This window comes from Chitinophaga qingshengii (assembly GCF_014529935.1).
GTDB classification, from domain to species: Bacteria; Bacteroidota; Bacteroidia; order Chitinophagales; family Chitinophagaceae; genus Chitinophaga; species Chitinophaga qingshengii.
Genome location: NZ_JACVFC010000001.1, coordinates 3406863 through 3430423, shown reverse-complemented (window position 1 = coordinate 3430423; position 23561 = coordinate 3406863). Strand labels below are relative to the sequence as shown.

The window sequence follows — 23561 nt, the reverse complement described above, 5'->3', positions numbered from 1 at the left end:
ATTTAGGGACAAATGTAATTCATCTGCCGATCGGCGGGTTAGCTAATAGGGATTTTAACTACCTTTACGCCATTTAACAAATTGAAAAATCCTTATGTGGCAACGTTTAGCCAGCTTTGTGCTAAAATTCCGACTACCCCTCCTTCTACTGTTACTGGTCGCCACCGGCGTCATGGCTTTTTATGCCTCCAAGGTGCAGATGTCTTACGATTATGTGGCTACCATACCGCATGATAACCCTAAGTTCCTGGAATACCAGGAGTTCAAAAAGAAGTTTGGCGGAGATGGTAACATGCTGGTGCTCGGTGTACAGACAGATAAATTTTTCCAGGCAGATTTTTTCCGGGATTATTTACAGTTGAACCATAACCTGAAGCAGGTTTCCGCGGTGGAAAATATCCTCAGCGTGCCGCTGGCCATCAACCTGGTGAAGAATGACAGTACCCAGAAGCTGGAAGCCGGACTCCTGTTTAAAGACAGCAGTTATACGCAGCCGCAGATCGATAGCCTGGCGGGTGTTTTTAAGACCCTGCTGTTCTACAAGGGACTGCTGTATAATCCGGATACGAAGGCTTATATGATGGCCATCTATGTTAACAAAGATGTGTTTAATTCCCCTAAACGAACCGCCGTTGTTGCTGAAATCACCAGGCTGGCGAAAGCCTTTGAGGAAAAGCATCATACCGAAGTGCATCTGAGCGGGTTACCGCTGATCCGTACGGTCATGGCCGTTAAAGTGGCTGATGAGCTGAAACTCTTTCTGAAAATATCTTTCCTGCTTACCGGCTTGATCCTGTTCCTGTTTTTCCGCTCCTTCGGCGCCGTATTGATGTCGATGGTAGTGGTGGCTATTGGCGTAGTATGGTCTGTGGCCACCATCGTATTAATGGGATATAAGATCACGTTGCTGACAGGGTTGATTCCTTCGCTGATCGTGGTAATCGGGATTCCGAACTGTGTATACTTCCTCAGTAAATATCATACGGAATATGCGCAGCACGGCAACAAAACCAAGGCCCTGGTGCGGATGATACAACGCATGGGTATTGTAACGTTGTTTACCAATCTTACCGCTGCTATTGGTTTTGGCGTATTCTGTTTTACCAACAGTGCCATCCTGAAAGAGTTTGGTGTGGTAGCGGGATTGAACATCATGTTCATCTTCCTGATATCCTTTATTTTCCTGCCGTCTGTATTGAGTTTCCTGCCACCGCCTAAAACCAAGCATATCAACTATCTCGATAATGCTTTCCTGGGCAAGGTGCTGGATTTCCTGACCACGCTGGTGTTTAAATACCGCAAGCCGGTGTACCTGGTAACAGCCGTACTGGTGATTGCCGCGCTGGTAGGGATGGGCAGGTTGAAGTCGGTCGGTTATATGCTGGATGATATTCCGAAGACAGATAAGCTGTATACCGATCTGAAGTTTTTTGAGAACAACTTTAAGGGCGTGATGCCGTTGGAGATAGCGGTAGATACCAGGCGTAAAAACGGCGTAGTGAATTTGCAGACATTGAACAAGCTGGATGAGCTGACGCAGTTGATATCCTCGCAGCCTGACTTTGCGCGGCCGTTGTCTGTAGTGGAAGGGATTAAGTTTGCCAAGCAGGCCTATTACAACGGCGACAGTTCCAACTACGCAGTGCCCAATCAGTTTGATTTAGGCTTTTTAGCGCCTTATCTCCGGATGAAATCGGCCAATACAGCCAATGGTTCGGCTTCTACTTTTTCCAAGCTGGTGTCTTCCTTTATGGACAGTACCAGGCAGATAGCGCGGGTGAGTGTGAATATGAAAGACGTGGGATCACAACGTTTACCGTTGCTGATGGACTCGTTGGAGCCAAAGGTGAATGCTATTTTTGATACCGCTCATTACAAGGTGACTTTTACCGGTACCAGTGTGATTTTCCAGGAAGGAACACGTTTCATTATCAATGGTTTAACGGAAAGTATCCTGTTAGCTTTTGTGTTGATTATGGTATGTATGCTGTATTTGTTCCGTTCCTGGCGGATGCTGATCATTTCTTTGATTCCGAATGTGATTCCGCTGGTCGTAACTGCCGGGGTGATGGGATGGGTTGGCGTGGCATTAAAGCCATCTACAGTGCTGGTATTCAGCGTGGCGTTAGGTATAGCCATTGATGTTACCATTCGTTTCCTGGTGAATTTTAAACAGGAGTTGCCGCGGCATGATCTGGATATATCTGCGACCGTGAAGCAGACCATTCATGAAACGGGGTTGAGTATTATTTACACCTCGATGATCCTGTTTGCCGGTTTTATGATTTTCAGTTTCTCGGAGTTTGGCGGTACCAAGGCGTTAGGATGGCTGACATCGTTAACCCTGGTAGTAGCGATGATTACAAACCTGACTATTTTGCCCGCCTTACTGCTATGGATGGAGAAGGCATTGTTGAAGAAGGCGCGGAAGAAGGAGTTGTGGAAACCGCTGGATGAAGAAGAGGACATCGAAATGTCTAAACTGGGTGTAAACGACAACGAATAGTTTTTTTATATAAAGCGCAAAAAGCAGCAAGGAGGCCGAATTATTTAAACGCGGTATCCTTGCTGCTTTGCGCTTTTTAGGTCTGGTGCTAAACAATTTCAGTTTTTTTAGCTAAAATGGACAAAAAAAGGGCTTAAAATAATCTAGTGGACAGCATTCAAATACCCTTATAGCCGCTTGTATAAAAGCGGGCCGTATACCGGATAAAAAGTAAGAGGTTTATAATGCCATTCTAACCACTAGTTCATGAAAAACAAATACTTAAAGGGCGCTCATTTATCCGAGCGCAAGTTTAAGGAGATCCTGCGGCTGTTCGCCGACGATCTCACTGCGACGCAGATCGCGGATATCAGCGGAGTAAGCAGGGTAACGATCAACAGTTACCTGAAGAAACTCAGAAACCAGATAGCCCGTTATTGCGAAACGCAGCATCCAGTGCCGGTTCCGGTCGTAGCCTACGACAACCGGCAGGTTGAGACCCAGACAGACCACGACGGCGACACGCTGGTGGCTGTTAAACCGGAAGTTGACCGCATTGTAAAGCCGGTTATTTTCGGTATCTGCAGAATTGCTGACCGGTTACACACCGAAATTTTACCTGACGTAAGCAGACCTATGATCCATGCCGCTACCCGTGGCCGCTCCGTGTTGGAAACACTGGATGCGACGGAGCGTTTACGCCGGTTTAATGGGGTGGTGGACCTCGGCCAGTACCGTTTGTACAGGTTGGGTAGCTCAACAACAGATACGATAAGCGGAGGCCCTTTAATGGACGATGTAGATGCGTTCTGGGGGCTTACCAAGCACCGCCTGGCCAAGTTCAAGGGATTGAACCGTAATACGGCCTATTTACATCTTAAAGAATGTGAATACAGGTTTAACCATCGTAATGAGGACCTGTATAGCGTGTTGCTGGAGTTGTTGAAAAACTACCCGCTCACCCTTTCCTGATAAGTTTATTTGTCCCACCAACAGGTGGGACAACTTTTATTTTCGATTTAGATTTTGTTGAAATGCAGGTGGTAGTCCTATCGCTTGTTTATTCTCATGCATATACAAATTTTACAAAAAAATAATAAGTTAACGTTGTGTTAAAACAATGTTATTGTCGTGTTATCGCCAACTTTTCCAGCTTAATTTTTTGTTAATAAAAACTATATTTACAGCTGGTTGAAAAATTGTTAAGGAAACTGCTTATGGGAAAGAAGTTGACTACTTCTTCAAGCGATTTATTGAATAAATCGTAAAAGAAGTCGTTGATTTTTACGATTGTCATACTTTTTTGAGATTGTCATACTGTATTCTACCTGCCAGCTATAGTTATCCACGCATATTATATCAACTTTTATTTACGGAACGGAAACCAAATGAATTGAGGTAACAGGCCTCGATATAGATTAGTATTTTTTGAAGGTTAAAAACTAGGAAACAAAATCATGCTTATGAGGAAAGTATTATTTCTCCTCCTGGCCGTGCTATGCGTGGTTGGTCAGGCTTTTGCGCAGAGTCGCAACGTAACGGGGAAAGTTACCGACGGGAAAGACGGATCTCCTATACCTGGCGCAACCATCCAGGTAAAAGGCACCACCAGAGGTACTGCCACCACTCCAGACGGCACATTCAGCCTGCAGGTGTCTGCGAAAGATGTATTAGTCGTTTCATTCATCGGTTATGAAACCAAAGAACTGCCGGTAGGCGAAGCTTCCACACTTAAAATCTCCCTGGGTACCGATTCCAAGAGCCTGGATGAGGTAGTGGTAACCGGTTACACCCTGGAGAAAAAGACCAACTCCACCATCGCTGCTTCCACCATCAGCGGCGCCAAGGTAAACAACATTTCCCTGCCGGATGTAAACCAGATGCTGCAAGGTAATGCCACTGGTATCTCCGTATCTACCAACTCCGGCCAGCCTGGTTCCAAAACGGAATTAAGGGTGCGCGGTATCGGTTCTGTATCCGCCAGCAACAGCCCGCTGTATGTACTGGACGGTGTGATTATGTCCTCCGGTGATTTTACGCAGAATACACCTTCTCAGGACATCCTCTCCAACCTGAACCCTGCCGACATCGAAAACGTTACCATTCTGAAAGACGCTTCCGCTACTGCGCTCTACGGTTCCCGTGGTTCTAACGGTGTAGTGGTTATTACCACCAAATCCGGTAAAAAAGGCCAAAGCAGAATCAACTTCAATGGTAAATTCGGTTTCCAGAACCTGGCTAAACGTATCCCGATGATGAACGCTACCGAGTTGCTCGAGTATCAGCGTGAAGGTCTGGCTAACGTAATGGACCCGAAACATCCTACCCAAAAACTGTTTACCGCGGATGATATCAAGAAGATCCGCCCGGATCATCTGGCCGACTACAACACAGACTGGATGGACCTGGCTTTCCGCACTGGTAAAACACAGGCCTACGGGATTAACGCCAGTGGCGGTAACGAAAAAACTACCTTCTACGCTTCCGGCGATTACTTCAAACAGGATGGTATCCTGATTGGTAGCAGCTTTAGCCGCTATTCCGGTCGTCTGAACGTGGACCACAAATTCAACGATAAGTTTGACCTGGCCGTAAAAATGAGCGGTAGCTATACCGACCAGTCCAGCGCTGGTGGCGGTAATGGTTACTCTTCTCCCCTGATGGGCGCACTCACACAAGTGCCCTGGATTCCTGCTTATGATGATAACGGTAATCCTTATATCGGCTATACAAAAGGTCAACCTGGTTCTCCTACCTGGGCTGGTGTGTCCGATATTCCGGATTCCTGGCGCCCTACCCTGCAGGGTGGTAACTTCCTGCACACGGTAGCCAACAACTATCGCAAAAGCAACAACACACAAACGATCTTCAACGCAGCCCTGGGTTATAACATCATTGATGGTCTGCGCTTCGTCGTAAAAGGTAATGCAGAACTCACCGGTATCCGTGAAAAACAATGGACTGCTCCTGATTCCTATGATGGCCGTAACTATGGCGGTTATCTGTATAACGGGAACTCCAACATCGGTCTGTATACCACTCAGCAATTGCTGACTTACAACTTTACCGTAAAGAAAGACCATAATTTCCGCCTGTTGGCCGGTAACGAATACTCTTACCAGAACTGGGTTTATACCCTGTCTGCGAAAAACGGTTTCCCCGGCAATCAGCTGCAGGTACCAGACGTAGGAGCCAATCTGTTCGACGGTTCCGGTAGCGAGAGAGCCTATGCTTTCCAGGGTCTGATCGGTAAAGCTGACTACGACTATAAATCAAAATACTTCCTGAGCGCCAGCTTCAGAAGAGACGGTTCTTCCCGTTTCCCTAAAGACGCGCGCTATGGTAACTTCTACTCTGTAGGTGCTGCATGGCGTATTACAGAAGAAGAATTCACCAAATCCATCTCCTGGCTGAACGATCTGAAACTGCGTTCCAGCTATGGTGTAATGGGTAACGCAGAAGGACTGGGTCTGTACCCTGACTTCCCTTTCCGTGGCCTGTACAGCCTCACAGGTGCTTACCTGGGTGAAGCTGCTGCATTTGCCAACCAGCCTGCCAACTATAACCTGAGCTGGGAAAAACAAAACCTGTTCGATATCGGACTGGACTTCAGCGTACTGAATCGTCGTTTATACGGTAGCGTAGGTTTCTATGACAAACGTTCTTCCGCTTTGCTGATGCAGCTGCCACTGTCTATGACCAGCGGTTTTGACGCTATCAACATGAACGTTGGTAAAATGCTGAACCAGGGCTTTGAAGTAAGCATCGGCGGTATTCCTGTTAGTACTAAAAACTTTACCTGGACTTCCGACGTAAACTTCTCTACCCTGCGTAATAAAGTATTGAACCTGGGTGGTCAACAAGCTATTCCTGCCGGTTCCAGACAGCGTATTGAAGTGGGTATGCCATTTGGCTCCTGGTATATGCCGGTATGGGCAGGTGTAAATCCGGACAATGGTAATCCTATGTGGATTGGTAATGGTGGAAAACCGACCGAGAGCTACCTGGAAGCGCAGGCTAACAGACAGTTTGTAGGTCAGGCACTGCCGAAAGTAACTGGCGGCTGGACCAACAAAATCAACTACAAAGAGTTTGATTTCTCTATGCTGATCACTTTCAGCACGGGCAACAAAGCATACAACTACAACCGCTCCAACCTGGAAAGCGATGGTGCTATCACCCGTAACCAGGCGAAAGATGCGCTGGATCACTGGAAACAAAAAGGAGATAATTCCGACAGGCCTAAAGTGGTATTAGGTGGTACCGGTACCAACGCTGGTAACCAGGTTTCTACCCGCTACCTCGAAGACCTGTCTTACGCCAGAATCAGAAACCTGACCGTAGGCTATACACTGCCTAAAAAACTACTGGGTACTATGAAGATGCAGTCCCTGCGCGTATATGCACAGGCAGAAAACCTACTGACACTGACAGGCTACAAAGGATGGGATCCGGATATCAACACTAACCCGCTGCCTCCGACCAGCACTGCTTCTCTGGCTACTACCAACGCAGGTGTTGATTTCTACCGTTATCCTACTTCCCGTGTGTTCACATTTGGTATTAGTGTAGGATTGTAATTGAAGAAGTTGCTTAACAAAATCTTGGTTTAAATTATGAAATATCCAAAACTTTCTATACTCGCGCTGGTAGCTGCTATGGCTTTTTCCGCCTGTAACTCCAAGCTCGACATCGCACCATCCAATGCGTGGGATGATAAAACCGCTGTTACTGAAGCGAATGCCCGTATTCTGGCGAACGGTCTGTATGAACGTGCACAGGAACTGGAGTATTATGGCCGCGACTATAACGTATCTGCCGATGTTACCGGTAATGATATGAAGATCACCGCTGCCAACTCTAACCGGTTTACCGTTGAGTTTAAATACACCTTTACACCGCTGGCTTCTGCTTCACAAAACAAAACCTGGTTGAATCCATATCGTGTTGCCAGCCAGGCGAGCATGATCATCGATAAATTGCCGGAAACGGATCTTACCAAACCGTATAAAGGAGAAGCCTACTTTATGCGCGCCCTGGCGCATTTTGACCTGGCGAGAAGATACACCCGTCCATATTCCCAGATGAAGGACAAAGCCGGAGATGCGAATACCGGTATACCGCTGGTGATGAATGCCGTAGAAGTGCCTGCTACCTACAAGCCTTCCCGTGCTACGCTGAAAGCGACTTACGAAGCTATTATCAGTGACCTGAAGGTGGCTAAAACCCTGGCGCCGGTGGCAGCAACTAAAGAAGACGCCATTTTCCGTGCGTCCCAACAGGCGGCTTCAGCGTTGCTGACCCGTGCTTATCTGTATATTGGCGACACTACCAAGCCCACAGATGCCAACTGGCAGCTGGTAATAGATGAGGCTACGCCGCTGATCAATAGTTTTCCGCTGTGGAGCGATGCTAATTACCTGGGCAACTATACCACCAACGCAGCCACTTCTGAAGACATCTTCAGTCTGCGTTTCCTGACACCGGAAAACAGAGGTTCCGATAACTTCGGTAATATCTACCTGCCCAACGATGGTACTTCTACCAGTGGTTATGGAGATGTTCGCCTGAATAATAGCTTTATGGCGTTGCTGGACCCTGCTGATTACCGTAACGCTGCTGTGAAAGCATTTTCCGGCAACTTCTACATGATGAAGTGGGTGGGTAACGGCCTGGGGCTGACAGGTATGTCCAACGTTAAAATCCTGAGAGTAAGTGAAGTGTTGCTGAACCGTGCAGAGGCTTATATGCGTCAGGGTAATTTAGCGTTGGCTGCTAAAGACCTTAGCGACCTGCGTCAGCATCGTGGTCTGACAGCTTTCACTGATGCCACTCCGGCTGCTGTGAGAGCGGAACTGGTTAAGCAGAGAAGACTGGAGCTGGTAGGTGAAGGTTTTGCTGCTACCGATCTGTTCAGATTGGGTGGAATACGTCATGTGCTGGATGCGGATGCACTGCCGCAGGTAGAAATTCTTCCTACCAATGCGCGTGTGGCTTTCCCGATCCCACAGGCTGAAATAGATGCCAATCCGAATATGGTTCAGAATCCTGACTATAATAAATAATTTCCGCATCTGATGAAATGAAAGGGGCGCCCATTGGGCGCCCCTTTTTTGTTGTGTACCGTTTGGAATCCTTATTGACGTTATGTGATACTTCTCCCCCATCTGGAAAAAAATTCTTTTATGCAGATTTCTTCTTATTCGCATAAAAAAAATGTATTTCCCCAACTGTATTTTTCTCAACATTTCCGAATGTCTTCCTGTTATCTAGTTGTTATTTAACGAATATTTATATCTGTTCATATAGCAAAATATCTGAAATTATCTGATATTATTTTAACCAATACTGGTAATATATCAGCTTTTTTTGTCGTAATTTAACCGGGTTAACTTCTATTTCAGTCAATCAAAACCAAGTCGCTTATGAAAAGAGTGCTACTACTATGGCTGTTCGTGTGCAGCAGCGTTCTCAGCGCAGTAGCCCAGACACGAACGATCAGCGGAAAAGTTACGGATGCTAAAGATGGTTCTGCGCTTCCCGGCGTTACCGTAGTCGTGAAAGGAACGACCAGAGGTGTTTTTACATCCGGTGATGGTACTTATAAATTACCCAATGTAGCTACCGGCGCTACGCTCGTGTTTTCCTTTGTGGGATATCTCACGAAAGAGGTCGCAGTAGGCCCGGGGAATGAAGTTGACATGGCGATGGAGGCCGATAAAAAGCAATTGGGCGAAGTAGTGGTAACCGCTGTTGGTTTAAAACGAAACGAAGCCTCATTGGGGTACTCTGTATCTACCGTAAAACCTGATCAGCTGGTACAAAAATCCGAGCCGGACATGCTGAAAGGCTTACAGGGTAAAGTAGCCGGCGTAGACATCAGAACCTCGCAGGGTACGCCGGGAGCCGCCACCCGTATTAATATCCGCGGTAATACCTCCTTTTTCGGTAACAACGAACCTTTGATAATAGTAGATGGGATTCCTTACAATAATGATCAGGTAACCACTTCCAGTCAGACATCCGGTGGTGGCGCCTACTCCAGCGGTCTTTCGTCCCTCGACCCCAATGATATTGCTTCCATGACAGTGCTGAAAGGTGCTGCCGCGGCAGCGTTATATGGTTCCAGAGCTTCTAATGGCGCGATCATTATCACCACCAAATCCGGTAGTGCCAATATTGGTAAACGAAAACTGGAAGTGACTTATTCCAGTTCTCTTTCGATGGAAAGGGTGGCCAACCTGCCCAAATACCAGAACGACTATGGCGCGGGCGCCAGTTTCGGATATCAAAACGCGAACGGCTCGTGGGGGCCGCGGTTTGGTACACTAGACTCCATACCGGTTTGGCCGGACTATCTGAGTGCTTTCCCTGAGCTTTTCCCTGCCTCCGGTAACATCGCCTACCGGGCAGTGCCCAATAACGTAAAAGACCTGTTCCGTACCGGTTTTATTACGGAGAACTCTGTGGGCGTAAATGGAGGCAATGAAAAGTCAGCACTAAGCGCCACTGCCTCCTATCTAAGTCAGGATGGTTATGTACCCCACTCATTTTTTAACAGAGGAAACATGTCTATTGGCGGTGTCACCCGTCTGGCTAATGGGTTGACCGTGAATGGCAACTTCAGTTACAGTACCAGTAACCAGGGGGGTAGTATTTTCGGGGAAAACCAGGTACCGGGAGCTACTTCTTCCTTTGCCCGTAACCTGTTCCTGGCCAGAAACTGGAATATTGCAGGCTTGCCTTTCGAGGATGCAGCCGGTAATCCGGTATCTACCAATAAATCGCAGTATGATAACCCGCTCTGGGCTTTCAAACATAATACGATTACCACAGCTACTGACCGTTATGTAGCCGGTTTGAAACTCAACTATGAAGTGTTACCCTGGTTTAATCTCAGCTATCAGATTGGGGTAAACCAGAACAGCTTCCTGCGTAAGGAAGTGGTGGATATCGGTTCAAGAGGCGCGGAAGGGGTAGGTCAAATTGTGCAACAGAACTATCGTTTTACAGAAATAGAATCCAACCTTATTGGTACGTTCACCCCTAAACTGAAAAATGAAGACTTCGGACTGAAAGTACTGGTAGGACATAACGTGAACCAACGTACCACAAAATCACAGATCAATACCGGTAAAACCATTGTGGTACCAGGTACTTACAGTATGCTGAACACCAAAACGGTTATTCCGACGGAGGATGCTTTCTTCCAGCGCCGGTTGTGGGGTATTTTCGGGGAAGTAGATCTGGACTATAAAAAATGGTTGTTCCTGACACTGACAGGCAGAAATGACTGGTCCTCTACCCTGCCTTCCAGCAACCGCAGCTACTTTTATCCCAGTGTGGCAGCGTCCTTTATCTTCACCGACGCGCTTAAAATGGAAAGCAAGGTGCTGACCTTTGGTAAAATACGGGCCAGCTGGGCCAAGGTTGGCCGGGATGCAGACCCGTACCAGTTGTTTAATATCTTCCGGGTAAACCCTCCTTTCCAGGGACAATCAGGTGTTATGCAGGACCCTGCGGCGGGTAACCCCAATCTGAAGCCTGAGTTTACGCAGGACTTTGAGGTGGGCGCCAACCTGGAATTTTATGAAAGAAGGGTAACACTGGATTTCGCCTGGTATAGCCGCTTGTCTACTAACCAGATTGCTCCCTTGTCATTGCCGCCTTCTTCCGGTTTTGTGCAGGTGATAGACAACTATGGAAAGCTGACCAATAAGGGCATTGAAGCGGACCTGAATGTGATCGCAGTCCGCAATCAAAACCTTACCTGGAACATACACGGTATATTCACCCGGAACAGAAGCATCGTGAAAGAGTTGAAACCCGGTGTTATCCGCTTGCCGCTGGGAGGTGTGCTGGATGCCCTTTCTCCATTCCTGGAAGCAGGTAAACCCTACGGTTATCTGCGTGGAAATGCGGATGTCAGAGATACAGATGGAAGTTTGCTGATTGATCCTTCCAATGGTTATCTGGTTAGAGATCCTGCCCAGCGTATGGTCGGTGATCCCAATCCTGATTTCAAGGCCGGTTTAGGTACTACTTTGAACTATAAAGGATTTTTCCTGAATGCGCTCTTCGATCTGACCAGAGGAGGTGATATTTACTCCGTGACCACCAGCTCCCTGCTGGGACGTGGTGTGACCAAAGATACCGGTCCTGAGAACCGTGAAAATGTATACGTGATTCCCGGTTATTATGGAGATGTCAATACCGGAAAGCCCTTATTGGATGATAAAGGGAACAGAATTCCGAATCATACTGCCATCAGCCTTTTTGAAATGTATTTTGGAGAAACATTTGCCACCAACTCCGCATCCGAATGGAATGTGTATGACGCTACCGTATACACTTTCCGCGAGTTGACATTAGGTTATGATTTTCCAAAGAAATGGTTTAGTAAAACACCTATTGGTGCACTGACCCTGACGCTGACAGGAAGAAACCTCTGGTATTATGCGCCCTATTTCCCCAAGTATACCCGTTTTAATCCGGAAGTGGGCAGCTTTGGCGCCACTAACATACAGGGTATAGAATTGTCCGGTGCACCTACTACCAGACGTTATGGTGTAAACGTGAAAGTGACATTCTAGTTTATCACTAAAAATTGAACCGATGAAAAGATTAAGCAGTATAATTTTAATAGCACTCGTGGTGGTGACGGGATGTACAAAAGGGTTTCTGGATATTAATAAAGATCCCAATAATCCTGCGAAAGGTTCGTTGCCTCTGTTGCTTACCGGTGCAGAACAAGGGTTGTCTTATGATTTGGGATTCACCAATGCTGCCCGGGGCGCGTTAGGGCTCACGGAAGTATTGTCTGTGTACACGCATCAGATTGTGGTAAGGGAAGACCCCGATCAATACGGATCAACCGGTATTGATGTTAATATTAATGGTGCATGGGCTTCTTTTTACGCCGCACAGCCAGTGAGTGGTCTCCCGGATTATATCGGGATGATGGAGAATGTGGAGCAGCTGATTGCACAGGCTAATACCGGCGGTTTCCAGCATTACGCTGGTATCGGCAAGATATTGAAGGCTTATGCCTACAGCCAGTTTGTGGATGCGTTTGCCGATTTGCCTTACCTGGAGGCAAATCAGTTTGGACCTAACGGTCTGCGCTATCCGAAATTCGACAAGGGGGCTGATATTTATCCGAAGTTATTTGCCCTTATTGATGAAGGTATTACCAATCTGCAGTCTACTGCTGTAACGGTGCAGGAGCCTAATAAGGATGATTTATTTTATGGTGGTGATATCCCGAGTTGGCTGAGGATGGCTAAAAGTCTCAAGTTAAAATTATATAACCAGGTGCGATTGGTGCAAGATGTATCTGGCCCGGTGAATCAGCTGGTCAGTGCAGGAGGATTGATTAGTCAAACCAAGGAAGGGTTTATGATGAAATATGGTTCTCAGGTAGCGCCCGATGATAGAAATCCCGGATTTAGCGAATATTATGCTACTCAGAAATCCCATTATATCAGTCCCTGGTTTTATGAAATCATGAAGGGATATAACCCGCGCTTGTTTACTGGTATTAAGGACCCAAGGATTCCTTACTATTTTTATAATCAGAATAGTAAAACGGGCGCCTCACAGAATCCGACAGAGTATCGTGATTCCGCTTTTATTTCCATTTACTTCGGATCAACGAGTTCGTTCCGGAATGCTTCGCAGGACAATAGTATGACGGTGTTTGGTATATACCCGGTGGGTGGCCGCTACGATATTGGCGATGCGACCGTGGTGAAGGCCGGCAGTGGCACTGGTGCGGCGCCTTTGAGGTTGCTTACTTATGCGGATGTGCTTTATATAGAAGCAGAGTTGATGAATGCAGGTATTTTGCCAGGAAATGCCCGTCAGAAGTTGTCTGATGCGATTGATGAATCGTTTAAACAGGTAGATTTTGTCAGCGGTCTGGCTAAAGGAAATCAAAATGTGCCGTTGATTGTGGGAACAGCTGCCACTGATTATCGCGATAAAATACTGGCCGTATATGATGCCAGGGCTACAGCCAAAGATAAACTGGAAGTGATCATGACCCAGAAATGGATACAGACATTTGGCTTTAGTTGTGATAGTTATACAGACTACCGTCGTACCGGTTTTCCCATTCTGTTTAATCCGAATGATCCGACCATGGCGCCTGGTGGTTTCGCGCAGCCGCCGCTGCTGGGTAACCCTACCCTGCCACCTCCACAGGCTAAAATATCTGTAGCGCTTGGAAGGAGTTATCCGCTTTCGCTGCCCTGGCCTAATAATGAAATAGAGGTAAACCCGAATGCTCCGGCGCAGAAACAACCAGCCGCAACGCCCGTATTCTGGCAAAAATAACCTCCTCATTCACGGACACAAAAACTGTAAGTATGAAGAATAAGATTATCTATATAACAATGTTGGCGCTGGGAATGGTCGTTTTTTTTGCCTGCCGGAAGAATGATAATCCCAAGCTGCCGGATGGTATTACCAAGCGTCAGGTGCCGCAGTTTACGCAGGATAAAACGAAAGATTTGTTGATACAGTCGGACAACCTGCCGGATTTTAATACAGCCTTCAACGTTGCCTTGTATTTTCCTACCGGAGATCAGCCCAAAACAACCGATGTAGTGATAGCGATGAACGGGAAATACAATAACATCAAAGTATTGCAGGGGGGGATTACCTCTTTGCCAACCACTGTTGGTCTTACCGGGACGCAGATCATGCAGTTGTTTGGACTTCCTGCCAACGGATTAAAGGCAGGGGATTATTTTGAGGTGGCGACTAATTTCACCATGAGCGATGGTTCGCAGCTCCATGGTTTTGGAGACACGGTTACCTTGGCTGATGGTAGCAAACGCTTCCTGCGTCCTTATGGTTCTGATGTCTTGAACTCCGTAGGATTGATCCCGAGGTTGAGGTATAAAAAGGTATGTCCGCTTAATCTGGCGGCGTATCCTGGGAGCATGACCGTTGACGATCCCGGAGTTACTGAAGGAACTTATCCTGTAACAGTAGCCATAGATCCGACTGGTACGACATTTACCTTTACGGGCTGGGCCGGGCTTGCTGGTGTGAAAATGACAGCCACGTTTGTGAAGCAGAGTTATCAGTTCACGATACCGAAGCAAAAGATTGCGGACCTCTTTGATGGGTATCACAACCTGACGGTGTCTGGCACTGGAGAAATCAATCCCTGCGACACTACAATCTTATTAAATGTAACAACAGAGGTGGACGAAGGTAGTTTTGGGAACAATCCCACAACTTTGTCCAAGCCCTGATAACGCTATTGCATATACATTTTAGGAGAACGCGTCATCCGCCAGGGTGGCGCGTTTTGTTATGAAATATAGGTAGGTTAACTTATCAAGAATGATTTAGAATCTTATGGATTTGTTAAAAATATTACCTTCGGGTAGTAGGAAATATTTTTTGTTTTTATATCTTGTGTCGGTTTTTAAAGAAAAATTAACATTTAACTAAAAAATCAAAATCTGAATTGTGTGATGTTGTAACCCGTTATGTTACTGCTTTGCTTATGTAGATGTTTTAGAATCCTATGCTGTGAAAGTAGTGCCTGATGCCAAAACAGTGCTCTTACTGCAGTGTCCCTGAGTTTCCCGAATAGTTAAAGCGTAAAGTAATTCGACGACCCAGTGTTTTAGGTTAACTGAATAAATCAAATCTAAATTGCTTATGAAAAGAGGACTACTCTTATGGCTTCTCATGGCCATTAGCGTCGTGCACGCGATTGCGCAGACGCGAACGATTACAGGTAGGGTGACCGATTCCAAGGACGGCGCCCATCTTCAAGGTGTAACTGTTACTGTGAAAGGTACTGCCAAAGGTACGGTTACAGGTGCTGATGGATCCTATAAACTGGAAGTACCTTCGAATGCCCACCTCGTATTTACCTTTATGGGTTACGAATCCCAAACGTTGGCTGCCAAAGATGTACTGAATGTGCACCTGGTATTGGACAACAAACAATTGGGTGAAGTGGTAGTAACCGCGCTCGGTGTAACCCGCGAGAAAAAGGCGCTGGGTTATGCGGTAGGTACAGTAAAATCTGAAGAGCTGGTACGGGCAGCCAACCCTAACCTGGCTACGGCCATTCAGGGTAAGGTATCCGGTGTGGAAGTAAGAGCTTCCAGCGGTATGCCTGGTGCTTCTGCACAGATCTTCATTCGTGGTGCCCGTTTCTTTGATGGTAACAACGCTCCTCTGTATGTAGTGGATGGTATGCCGGTAAACAGTAATCCTGACTTCCAGGTAGGTGGTCTGGGTGTAACTGGTACCGACTTCGCCGGTCGTTCTATTGATATTGACCCGAATGATATCGAGTCTATTGACATCTTGAAAGGCCAGGCAGCTTCTTCCCTTTACGGCATGCGTGCTGCGAATGGTGTGGTAATGATCACTACCAAAAGCGGTAAAAGCAATAAAGGAGGAAGACCGGTGATCAACGTGTCTTCCAACTATCAGTGGGATCAGATCTCCAGACTGCCTGACCTGCAACAGAAATATGCGCAGGGATCCAGAGGAAACTATCTCAACTTTGGTTCCGGCTCCTGGGGACCCGAGATAGGCGCCATTCCGGATGATCCTACTTTTGGTGGCAATGTGGGCAATGTATTTAACGGTGGTACGCCTACCGCTGAATCCAAGGGTAAATACTGGAGTCCTCAGGCAGGTAAATGGTTGACCCCTCAGGCATACAACAATCCTAAAGACTTTTACCAGACCGGTTATACTTCCAATACTTCCCTGAATATGTCTCAGGCAGGTTCTTGGGGTAACTATGCTTTTGGCTTCGGTAATACTTCTCAGAAAGGTATTGTTCGCAGCACAGGCATGAACCGTTTTAATGCCAAGTTCAATGGTACCTTTAATGTAAGCTCTAAAGTAAAAGTGGGAACCAGCTTCAATCTGTCTAACACTGATATCGACAGACTGCCTACTGGTAATAACAGTATTCTGTTCCAGATCTATGGCGCGCCTCCGAGCTACGATATGAAAAACACACCCTACTACGAAGCGGGTAACAAATACAAACAAATCTCTTATCGTACTGGTACATTTGATAATCCATATTGGTCTAACGAGTTCAATAGTTTCAACGAAAAGACCAAACGTTTCTTTGGGAATGCTTTTGTGTTATACGAACCCATCAAGGATCTGATTATCAAATATCAGTTGGGTACTGATATTTACAATACCAATATGGATGAATTCTATGAGCTGGGATCTGCTCCAACCGGCGGTACTACCGCTTCCGGAACAGTACCGTCTCCTGACATACCTACTGGTGGTTCCATCCTTAACAGAGCTTTCACCAACCGTTCTTTCAACTCTTTACTGAACATCTCCTATAACAAACAGTTGAACAGTGACTTTAAGCTGACAGCTATGGTGGGTAGCGAATTGAACGACAACTACACTCGTCTGATCACTGGTGATGGTACTGGCCTTGTTGTTCCAAGCTATAAGAACATGGACAACGCTATGACTCAGATCAGCACACAATCTCAATACAGGGACAGACAAGTTGGTTTTTATGGTAACGTTGGTCTGGACTGGAGAAGAATGTTGTACCTGAACGTGTCTGCTCGTAACGAATACGTATCTACCATGCCTTCGGGTAAACGTTCTTTCTTTTATCCATCCGGATCACTGGCATGGGTAGTGAGCGAGCTGCCTTCTCTGCAGGACAAAGATATCTTTGCTAAAGTACGTGCTTCAGTTGCACAAGTGGGTACTGCAGGAACCTTCCTGTTGCCGGTGTATAAGAAACATAATTCCACCAGCGGGTTCCTGGAAGATGGTATCGTGTTTCCGTTTAACAACCTAGTGGCTTTCCGTCCGAATTCCACTCTGTACGATTCCGATTTCAAACCACAAAACACCAGATCATACGAGTTCGGCGCTGAACTGGGCTTCCTGAAAAACAGAATTAGCTTAGAATACTCTTATACCGCGCAGAATACAATCGATCAAATTTTTGCAGTACCGATGGCAGGATCTACTGGTTTTGCACGGGTATATCAGAATGGTGGTGAATTGTCTGCCAAAGTACATGAGATTTCACTGAAAACTACTCCGGTTAAAACCAACAATTTTGAGTGGAATCTGAATGTGAACTATACTAAAGTGACTACAGAAGTAGTGAAACTGTCTACTGGTGTAGATAACATCTTCCTGGGAGGCTTTACCGATCCTCAAGTGCGTGCAGCGATTGGTTATTCTTATCCTTCTATCTACGGTACTACTTTTGCTCGTAATAACGAAGGAAAATTAATGCTGGATGACGACGGCTATCCTATTGGAGGCGACGATGGTGTTATCGGCAGCGTTACACCTAAGTTTATTATGGACTACTCTACGACCCTGCGTTATAAATTTGTTCATTTGAGCGCATTGGTACAATGGAAAAATGGTGGTCAGATGTACTCTGGTGCCAACAGACTGATTGATCTGTATGGTACTTCTAAAAGGACAGAAAGCCGTGGTACCGATGAGATCAAGTATGAAGGTGTGAAAGCATCTACTGTTAAGCCTGACGGTAGCGGCGGAGAACCTAATGACAAAGTGATTAAAGGTGCTAGCGCCCTCCAGGATCTGTACACAGTGCTGGGTTCTATTTCCGAAGCCAATATATACGGTACTTCCTACCTAAAATTAAGAGAAATTTCTCTGGGCTTTGATCTTCCCCGCAACATCCTGGACCGGATGAAAGTGTTTAAAGCTGCCAGCCTGAATATTTCTGCACGTAATATTTTGTTGTGGACAGAGCTGCCTAACTTCGATCCTGAGTCTTCTCAGGGTAACGGTAACATGCAGGGTGGTTTCGACTATATGTCCCTGCCGCAGGCACGCAGCATTGGTGTAGGTCTTAACCTGACTTTCTAATTTTTAAAAGCACATTGATTATGAAACACTGGAGATATATAATGGTGCCGTTGGTCGCGTTGTCCTTTACCGCTTGTACGGACAAGATCATGGACGATATCAATAAGAACCGGAATGATGCAGAGAACGTTCTGGCGGCAAACGAACTGCCTGCGGTTACTACAGAAACCGCCTTTTCCACTGTCGGTACAGATATGGCCTGGTATACATCTGTATTTGTCGAACTGAATACAGGTACTCACGGCCAGATGAGAGATGCTGACTTGCGTGTGGGTGTAACTGCATCTTCGCTGATGAATAACAGCTGGAATGCGGTTTACGATAACATGATGATCCTGCAGGACATTATTAAAAAATGTTCTCCGGGCGGAGCTGAAGCGCAAAACACCGCTACCCTCGGTATCGGACAGGTGCTGATGGCTTACAATCTGGCCGTTGTGACAGACATGTGGGGACAGGTGCCTTTTAATGAAGCATTGAAAGGTCTGGATAACCGTCATCCGAAATATGACAAACAGCAGGATATTTATACCAAGGTGATCATTCCTTACCTGGATGCTGCCATTGCCAACTTTGCCAAACCCGTAGATCAGGCCATCATCAATAAAATTGCTGAGAATGACCTTATCCTCGAAGGGGACATGGACAAATGGGTGAAAGCTGCATGGAGCCTCAAAATGCGTTACTATCTGCACCTGTCAGGCGTAATGCCTGATGCCGCTGACAAAGCGCTGGCCTGCTTGCCGAACGGCATTGATAATGCATTGAATGCATTTATTTTTGACAAGTACCAGCCTACAGCTACCGGAGAAAATCCATGGTTTCAACATCTTAAAGATAGAAAAGCGCTTTCTACCAGTAAGACATTGTATGATCTGATGAATCAACGCAATGACCCGCGTATCGCAGCCTATTTTGAGAAAAAAGATGGGCAGGTAGTACCAGCACCAAATGGTACGGCATTGGAAAGCCAAGGGACACTTTACTCAACATCCAAACTTTCCCTTAACCGGACAGCGCCTACTCCGCTCATGTCTTATCATGAAGTGAAATTCATCGAAGCAGAACTGCTTGCCAGAAAAGGTCAGGATTTCAGACCTGCTTTACAGGCAGCTATTGAAGCTAATTTTGCTTATCACGGTGTAACGGGTGGGGCAGACTATTATAACAACAAGGTTGTACCTTTATTGGGAAACACTCAGGCAGCAAACCTGCAGGAAATCATGACGCAGAAATACATTGCGTTCTATGAAGCTGAGGCAATCGAAGCATACAACGATTACCGCAGAACAAGAATCCCGACGTTGAATAATCCGAATAATAACAACGCTGCCTATGGATTTTTGGAAAGATTCCCTTATCCTACCACGGAAACCTCCAACAACGGCGCCAATGTTCCTAAAGTCAACATCTTCAGAGACAAGATCTGGTGGGCTGGCGGTACAGAATAATTTGATACTTCAGATAACCGGAAAAAGGCTACCCCTGTGGGTAGCCTTTTCTTTTTGCGCATAACACGAACATGCTATTACCTGCCTGAACGTTTTCATTATATTTGTACCCATCAAGATAAGAGAAGAACCAGAATCCGAAGTTGTAGAGAAAAATTGAAATCTAAATTGAACGAAAAATTCTAAACCAAGCTTATTTTAAGTTAATTATTAAGGGGTTTTAAGTGCTTATGAGTATCATGCCTGACCAGCTTGTATCTCTTCGTTATTGACAATTGATGTACACTCTTTTTCTGTAGCTGTAGTATCTTTTTTTCCTGCTAACATAGGGGGTAGATTAATTTACATCGTTATAGGATTACAAAGAGGGTAGTCAACTAAAATTTGTTTTTGCTTATTGACGTGAATTTATTCTGTACAGGAGTATTTTTCGATCAGACTTCTTGTTGATATAATATGAGATAGTGCAGAACTCTCTGCGCACGGTCACTTTTTTGCTAAATTTTTTTATGAGAAAAAGCACAGGTGCTTAACGGCTCCTCCATGCCTAAACTATATGTTACCAGTTACTTTTTTTTCAAAATCAAAATCGCTTATGAAGAAAGGATTGCTTCTTTGGCTGTTTGCGGCCATCAGTGCTATACAGGCGCTGGCACAAACACGAACAATCTCCGGTAAAGTGACCGATGCAAAGGATGGTGCTCCTTTGCCCGGTGTTACCGTGAGGATTGTTAGCACTACTAACGGTACTATCACCAATGGTGCCGGCGAGTTTCAGTTAAAAGTAGATGCAAAAGCCGCCGTACTGGATGTGTCTTTTGTAGGTTATGCCTCCCAACAGATAAATATTGCCGGAAAAAACAGTATTGACGTAAAACTGGCAAGAGATGAGAAAGGATTGAGTGAAGTAGTGGTAGTGGGATATGGCACTATCGAAAGGAAAAACCTGACGGCTGCTGTGTCCAGCATAAAGGGCACGGCGTTGGTTAACCAGGCTAACTCCAGTGTTGACCGCCAGTTACAGGGACAGGTCGCAGGCGTACAGGTGTCTGTACCCAGCGGTATCCTCGGTCAGGCTGCCCGTATCCGTATCCGCGGTACGAACTCCCTCACCAGCAGCGCTGATCCGCTGTATGTGATAGATGGAGTTCCTTACATTACCGGTAACCAAAGCGGTGTTACTCCTAACAACCCGCTGGGTGATATCAATCCTAATGATATCGAAAGCATGGAAGTACTGAAAGATGGTGCTGCTACTGCGATCTATGGTTCCCGCGCCGCCAGTGGTGTGATCCTGATCACTACCAAAAAAGGTAAACTGGGAAGAGCTAAAATTACCTACGACAACTGGTTTGCAGCAGCTACACCTTCCAAACGTTTCCCTTTAATGAATGCGGACGAATTTATCACCGTTACCAATGAGAAATATACCAACCTGGGCAAAGCAGCAGTAGCTTTCCCTACTCCTAATCCGGATGGTGGTTTCTATAATACTGATTGGCAGAAGATCGTTACCCGCACAGGTTTCCAGCACAACCATGCCCTGTCTCTCAGCGGTGCCAACGATCAAACCAACTACTACATTTCCATGGGCTATACAGAGCTGAATGGTATTGCCGTAGGTAATAGCCAGCGTAAATACCAGGCTCGTTTTAAACTGGAACAAAAAGCGCTGGATGTGATTACAGTGGGCATCAATGCCAATATTTCCCATATTACCAACAATGGTCTCAATAACAGCACCACCGGCCTTTCCGGTAACATCACCAACGCGCTGCGTGCCTTACCTAACGTACCGGCTAAATGGAATGATGGTACCTTCAACCTCAGTGCCGACAAACAAGTACTGGGTAGTGGCGCTAACCTGGAAAAAATCACAGATAATTACACCAATATTCTGTACGTAATCGACAATAATATTTACCGCAACCAGAACCTGAACGTAACTGGTAATGCTTTTGCCAACGTACAAATCATCAAAGGCCTGGATGTAAGAACACAGATCGGTGTTAATGCACTGAATGGAGAAGACTTCCAATACTGGAACCCTGTTCACGGTGACGGCCGTAACTTTAAGGGTATCGTATTTCAACAGTCTATTCCAAGTTTCCGCTACAATTGGGTAAATACCCTCAGCTACAACAGGCAGTTGGGCGATCATAACATCAATGCGGTAGCTGGTATTGAATTCCAAAAAACCAGAGAACGCAGCTTCTCTGCCAATGGGACCAACCTGACCAGCGCATTCTTTGGACAAAACAACATTATCACCAACGGCGCCGGTACACAAACTATCGGCGGTGATATCATAGAGCGCGCTTTCCGTTCTTATTTCGCGCGGGCTACGTATGCTTACCTGGACCGTTACATCGTATCTGCTACCTTCCGTCGCGACGCAATTTCTGCACTGCCTCCGGGCAATCAAAGTGCCGACCTGCCAGGCGTTTCCGTGGGATGGAGACTGTCTCAGGAAAACTTCTTCCGTAATGCAGAAGGACTTCACTTTATCAGCAATCTGAAAATCAGAGGTGGTTATGCTAAAGTAGGTAATGTGGAGATTGGTTCCTATCCTTTTGCCGGTCTTTACAAAACTGCATTGTATGGGAATGACCTGGGGCTGATCTACAATCAGCTGTACAATCCCGATTTGACTTTTGAAACCAGCAAGAAGATTAATGTGGGTCTGGACCTGGGACTGCTGAATGATCGTATTAATGTAACTGCTGAATACTTCAAAAACAATATTGATGGTATGGTATTGTTAGCGCCAACTCCGCCTTCCCTCGGTATTCCCGGCGCCAGCAGACCTAACGTTATCAGCCGCAACATCGGTTTGATGTACAACAAAGGCTTTGAGTTTTCCGTTAACAGCACCAACATTCAGCGTAAAGATTTCACCTGGTCTACAGGGTTTAATATCTCCTTTGTTAAAAATAGGGTGACTGGATTGGTGAATGATGCCGATATCACTTATGCCTATAATATTACCCGTGTAGGTAATTCCGTGGGTGAATTCTATGGCTATGTTTCCAAAGGGGTAAACACCGCTAATGGTAACCCATTATGGGAAAAGGCAGATGGTTCTATTGTGCAGGGTGATTTCAAATCAGGTTATTACTACGCCTATGATCCTGCCAAACCGGAGGATATGAGCAAAAGAGCAGAAGCGCTCACTGCTACGGATAAACGTGTATTGGGCCAGGCTACCCCTACTTATTATGGTGGTTTGAATAACACCTTTACCTACAAAGGTTTTGACCTGAATATCTTCCTGTCTTTCGCCGGGGGCAACAAAATATACAACGTTACCCGTCAGGAGGCACTGAACAACCAGAAATTCCAAAACGGTGGCAGAGAGCTGCTCAACAGATGGACTAAACCAGGACAGGAAACTGACGTACCTAAGTTGTATCAGGGTTCTGACAACTTCGTGTTACAGAATGGTAATGCGTCCAGCCGCTTCCTGGAAGATGCCAGCTTTATCCGTGCGCAAAACATTGGTCTGGGTTATTCCGTACCTAAACGTGTAGTGGAAAATATGCACCTGAGCAACCTCCGCATATTTGCACAGGTACAAAACGCTTTTGTGATCACCAAATACACCGGTATGGATCCCGAACTGAATGCCTATACCGGATTGCGAGCAAACACTGAACCGGGCATCGATTATAACACCAACCCTATGCCTCGTACTTACACAATCGGTATTAATGTTGGACTGTAAAAATTAG

Annotated in this window: 10 protein-coding genes; all 10 read left to right on the top strand. The window is 46.1% G+C overall.

The genetic code is table 11. From position 1 onward, the window contains the following. The first annotated feature begins 94 nt into the window (after nucleotides 1-94). The 10 genes from ICL07_RS13320 to ICL07_RS13275 all read left to right on the top strand — a co-directional run bounded on the left by ICL07_RS13320 (nucleotide 95) and on the right by ICL07_RS13275 (nucleotide 23554). Nucleotides 95-2506 carry an efflux RND transporter permease subunit gene (locus ICL07_RS13320; protein ID WP_188088394.1) on the top strand — a complete coding sequence of 804 codons (2412 nt, stop codon included), beginning with the start codon at nucleotides 95-97 and terminating at the stop codon, nucleotides 2504-2506. 246 nt (nucleotides 2507-2752) lie between these two features. Beyond that, complete coding sequence (locus tag ICL07_RS13315) at nucleotides 2753-3457, top strand: LuxR C-terminal-related transcriptional regulator (protein WP_188088393.1); 705 nt, start codon at nucleotides 2753-2755, stop codon at nucleotides 3455-3457. 491 nt (nucleotides 3458-3948) lie between these two features. Beyond that, entirely contained in the window at nucleotides 3949-7065 is a 3117-nt protein-coding gene (locus tag ICL07_RS13310) for a SusC/RagA family TonB-linked outer membrane protein (protein WP_188088392.1), read from the top strand. A gap of 36 nt (nucleotides 7066-7101) precedes the next feature. Then, nucleotides 7102-8550 (top strand): RagB/SusD family nutrient uptake outer membrane protein, encoded by a 1449-nt coding sequence (locus ICL07_RS13305; RefSeq protein WP_188088391.1) that lies wholly within the window; start codon nucleotides 7102-7104, stop codon nucleotides 8548-8550. Between the two features lie 360 nt (nucleotides 8551-8910). Next, the gene (locus tag ICL07_RS13300; protein WP_188088390.1) at nucleotides 8911-12078 is read left to right on the top strand and encodes a SusC/RagA family TonB-linked outer membrane protein; all 3168 of its coding nucleotides are present in this window, start codon (nucleotides 8911-8913) and stop codon (nucleotides 12076-12078) included. A 22-nt stretch (nucleotides 12079-12100) separates the two neighbouring features. Then, nucleotides 12101-13822: a SusD/RagB family nutrient-binding outer membrane lipoprotein gene (locus tag ICL07_RS13295; RefSeq protein ID WP_188088389.1), complete on the top strand. Its 1722-nt coding sequence runs from the start codon at nucleotides 12101-12103 to the stop codon at nucleotides 13820-13822. A 32-nt stretch (nucleotides 13823-13854) separates the two neighbouring features. Beyond that, complete coding sequence (locus ICL07_RS13290) at nucleotides 13855-14751, top strand: hypothetical protein (protein ID WP_188088388.1); 897 nt, start codon at nucleotides 13855-13857, stop codon at nucleotides 14749-14751. 415 nt (nucleotides 14752-15166) lie between these two features. Next, the gene (locus tag ICL07_RS13285) at nucleotides 15167-18379 is read left to right on the top strand and encodes a SusC/RagA family TonB-linked outer membrane protein (protein WP_188088387.1); all 3213 of its coding nucleotides are present in this window, start codon (nucleotides 15167-15169) and stop codon (nucleotides 18377-18379) included. A gap of 20 nt (nucleotides 18380-18399) precedes the next feature. Further along, the gene (locus ICL07_RS13280) at nucleotides 18400-19830 is read left to right on the top strand and encodes a SusD/RagB family nutrient-binding outer membrane lipoprotein (protein ID WP_188088386.1); all 1431 of its coding nucleotides are present in this window, start codon (nucleotides 18400-18402) and stop codon (nucleotides 19828-19830) included. 595 nt (nucleotides 19831-20425) lie between these two features. Then, on the top strand, nucleotides 20426-23554 hold the full coding sequence (locus ICL07_RS13275; protein ID WP_188088385.1) for a SusC/RagA family TonB-linked outer membrane protein: 3129 nt from the start codon (nucleotides 20426-20428) through the stop codon (nucleotides 23552-23554). The last annotated feature ends 7 nt before the right edge of the window (nucleotides 23555-23561 follow it).

Excerpts from the sequence above, each read along its gene's own strand:
- ICL07_RS13285 (WP_188088387.1), top strand. The coding sequence starts at position 15,167 with ATGAAAAGAGGACTACTCTTATGGCTTCTCATGGCCATTAGCGTCGTG.
- ICL07_RS13320 (WP_188088394.1), top strand. The coding sequence starts at position 95 with ATGTGGCAACGTTTAGCCAGCTTTGTGCTAAAATTCCGACTACCCCTC.
- ICL07_RS13275 (WP_188088385.1), top strand. The coding sequence starts at position 20,426 with ATGAAGAAAGGATTGCTTCTTTGGCTGTTTGCGGCCATCAGTGCTATA.
- ICL07_RS13300 (WP_188088390.1), top strand. The coding sequence starts at position 8,911 with ATGAAAAGAGTGCTACTACTATGGCTGTTCGTGTGCAGCAGCGTTCTC.
- ICL07_RS13315 (WP_188088393.1), top strand. The coding sequence starts at position 2,753 with ATGAAAAACAAATACTTAAAGGGCGCTCATTTATCCGAGCGCAAGTTT.
- ICL07_RS13305 (WP_188088391.1), top strand. The coding sequence starts at position 7,102 with ATGAAATATCCAAAACTTTCTATACTCGCGCTGGTAGCTGCTATGGCT.
- ICL07_RS13280 (WP_188088386.1), top strand. The coding sequence starts at position 18,400 with ATGAAACACTGGAGATATATAATGGTGCCGTTGGTCGCGTTGTCCTTT.
- ICL07_RS13310 (WP_188088392.1), top strand. The coding sequence starts at position 3,949 with ATGAGGAAAGTATTATTTCTCCTCCTGGCCGTGCTATGCGTGGTTGGT.
- ICL07_RS13290 (WP_188088388.1), top strand. The coding sequence starts at position 13,855 with ATGAAGAATAAGATTATCTATATAACAATGTTGGCGCTGGGAATGGTC.
- ICL07_RS13295 (WP_188088389.1), top strand. The coding sequence starts at position 12,101 with ATGAAAAGATTAAGCAGTATAATTTTAATAGCACTCGTGGTGGTGACG.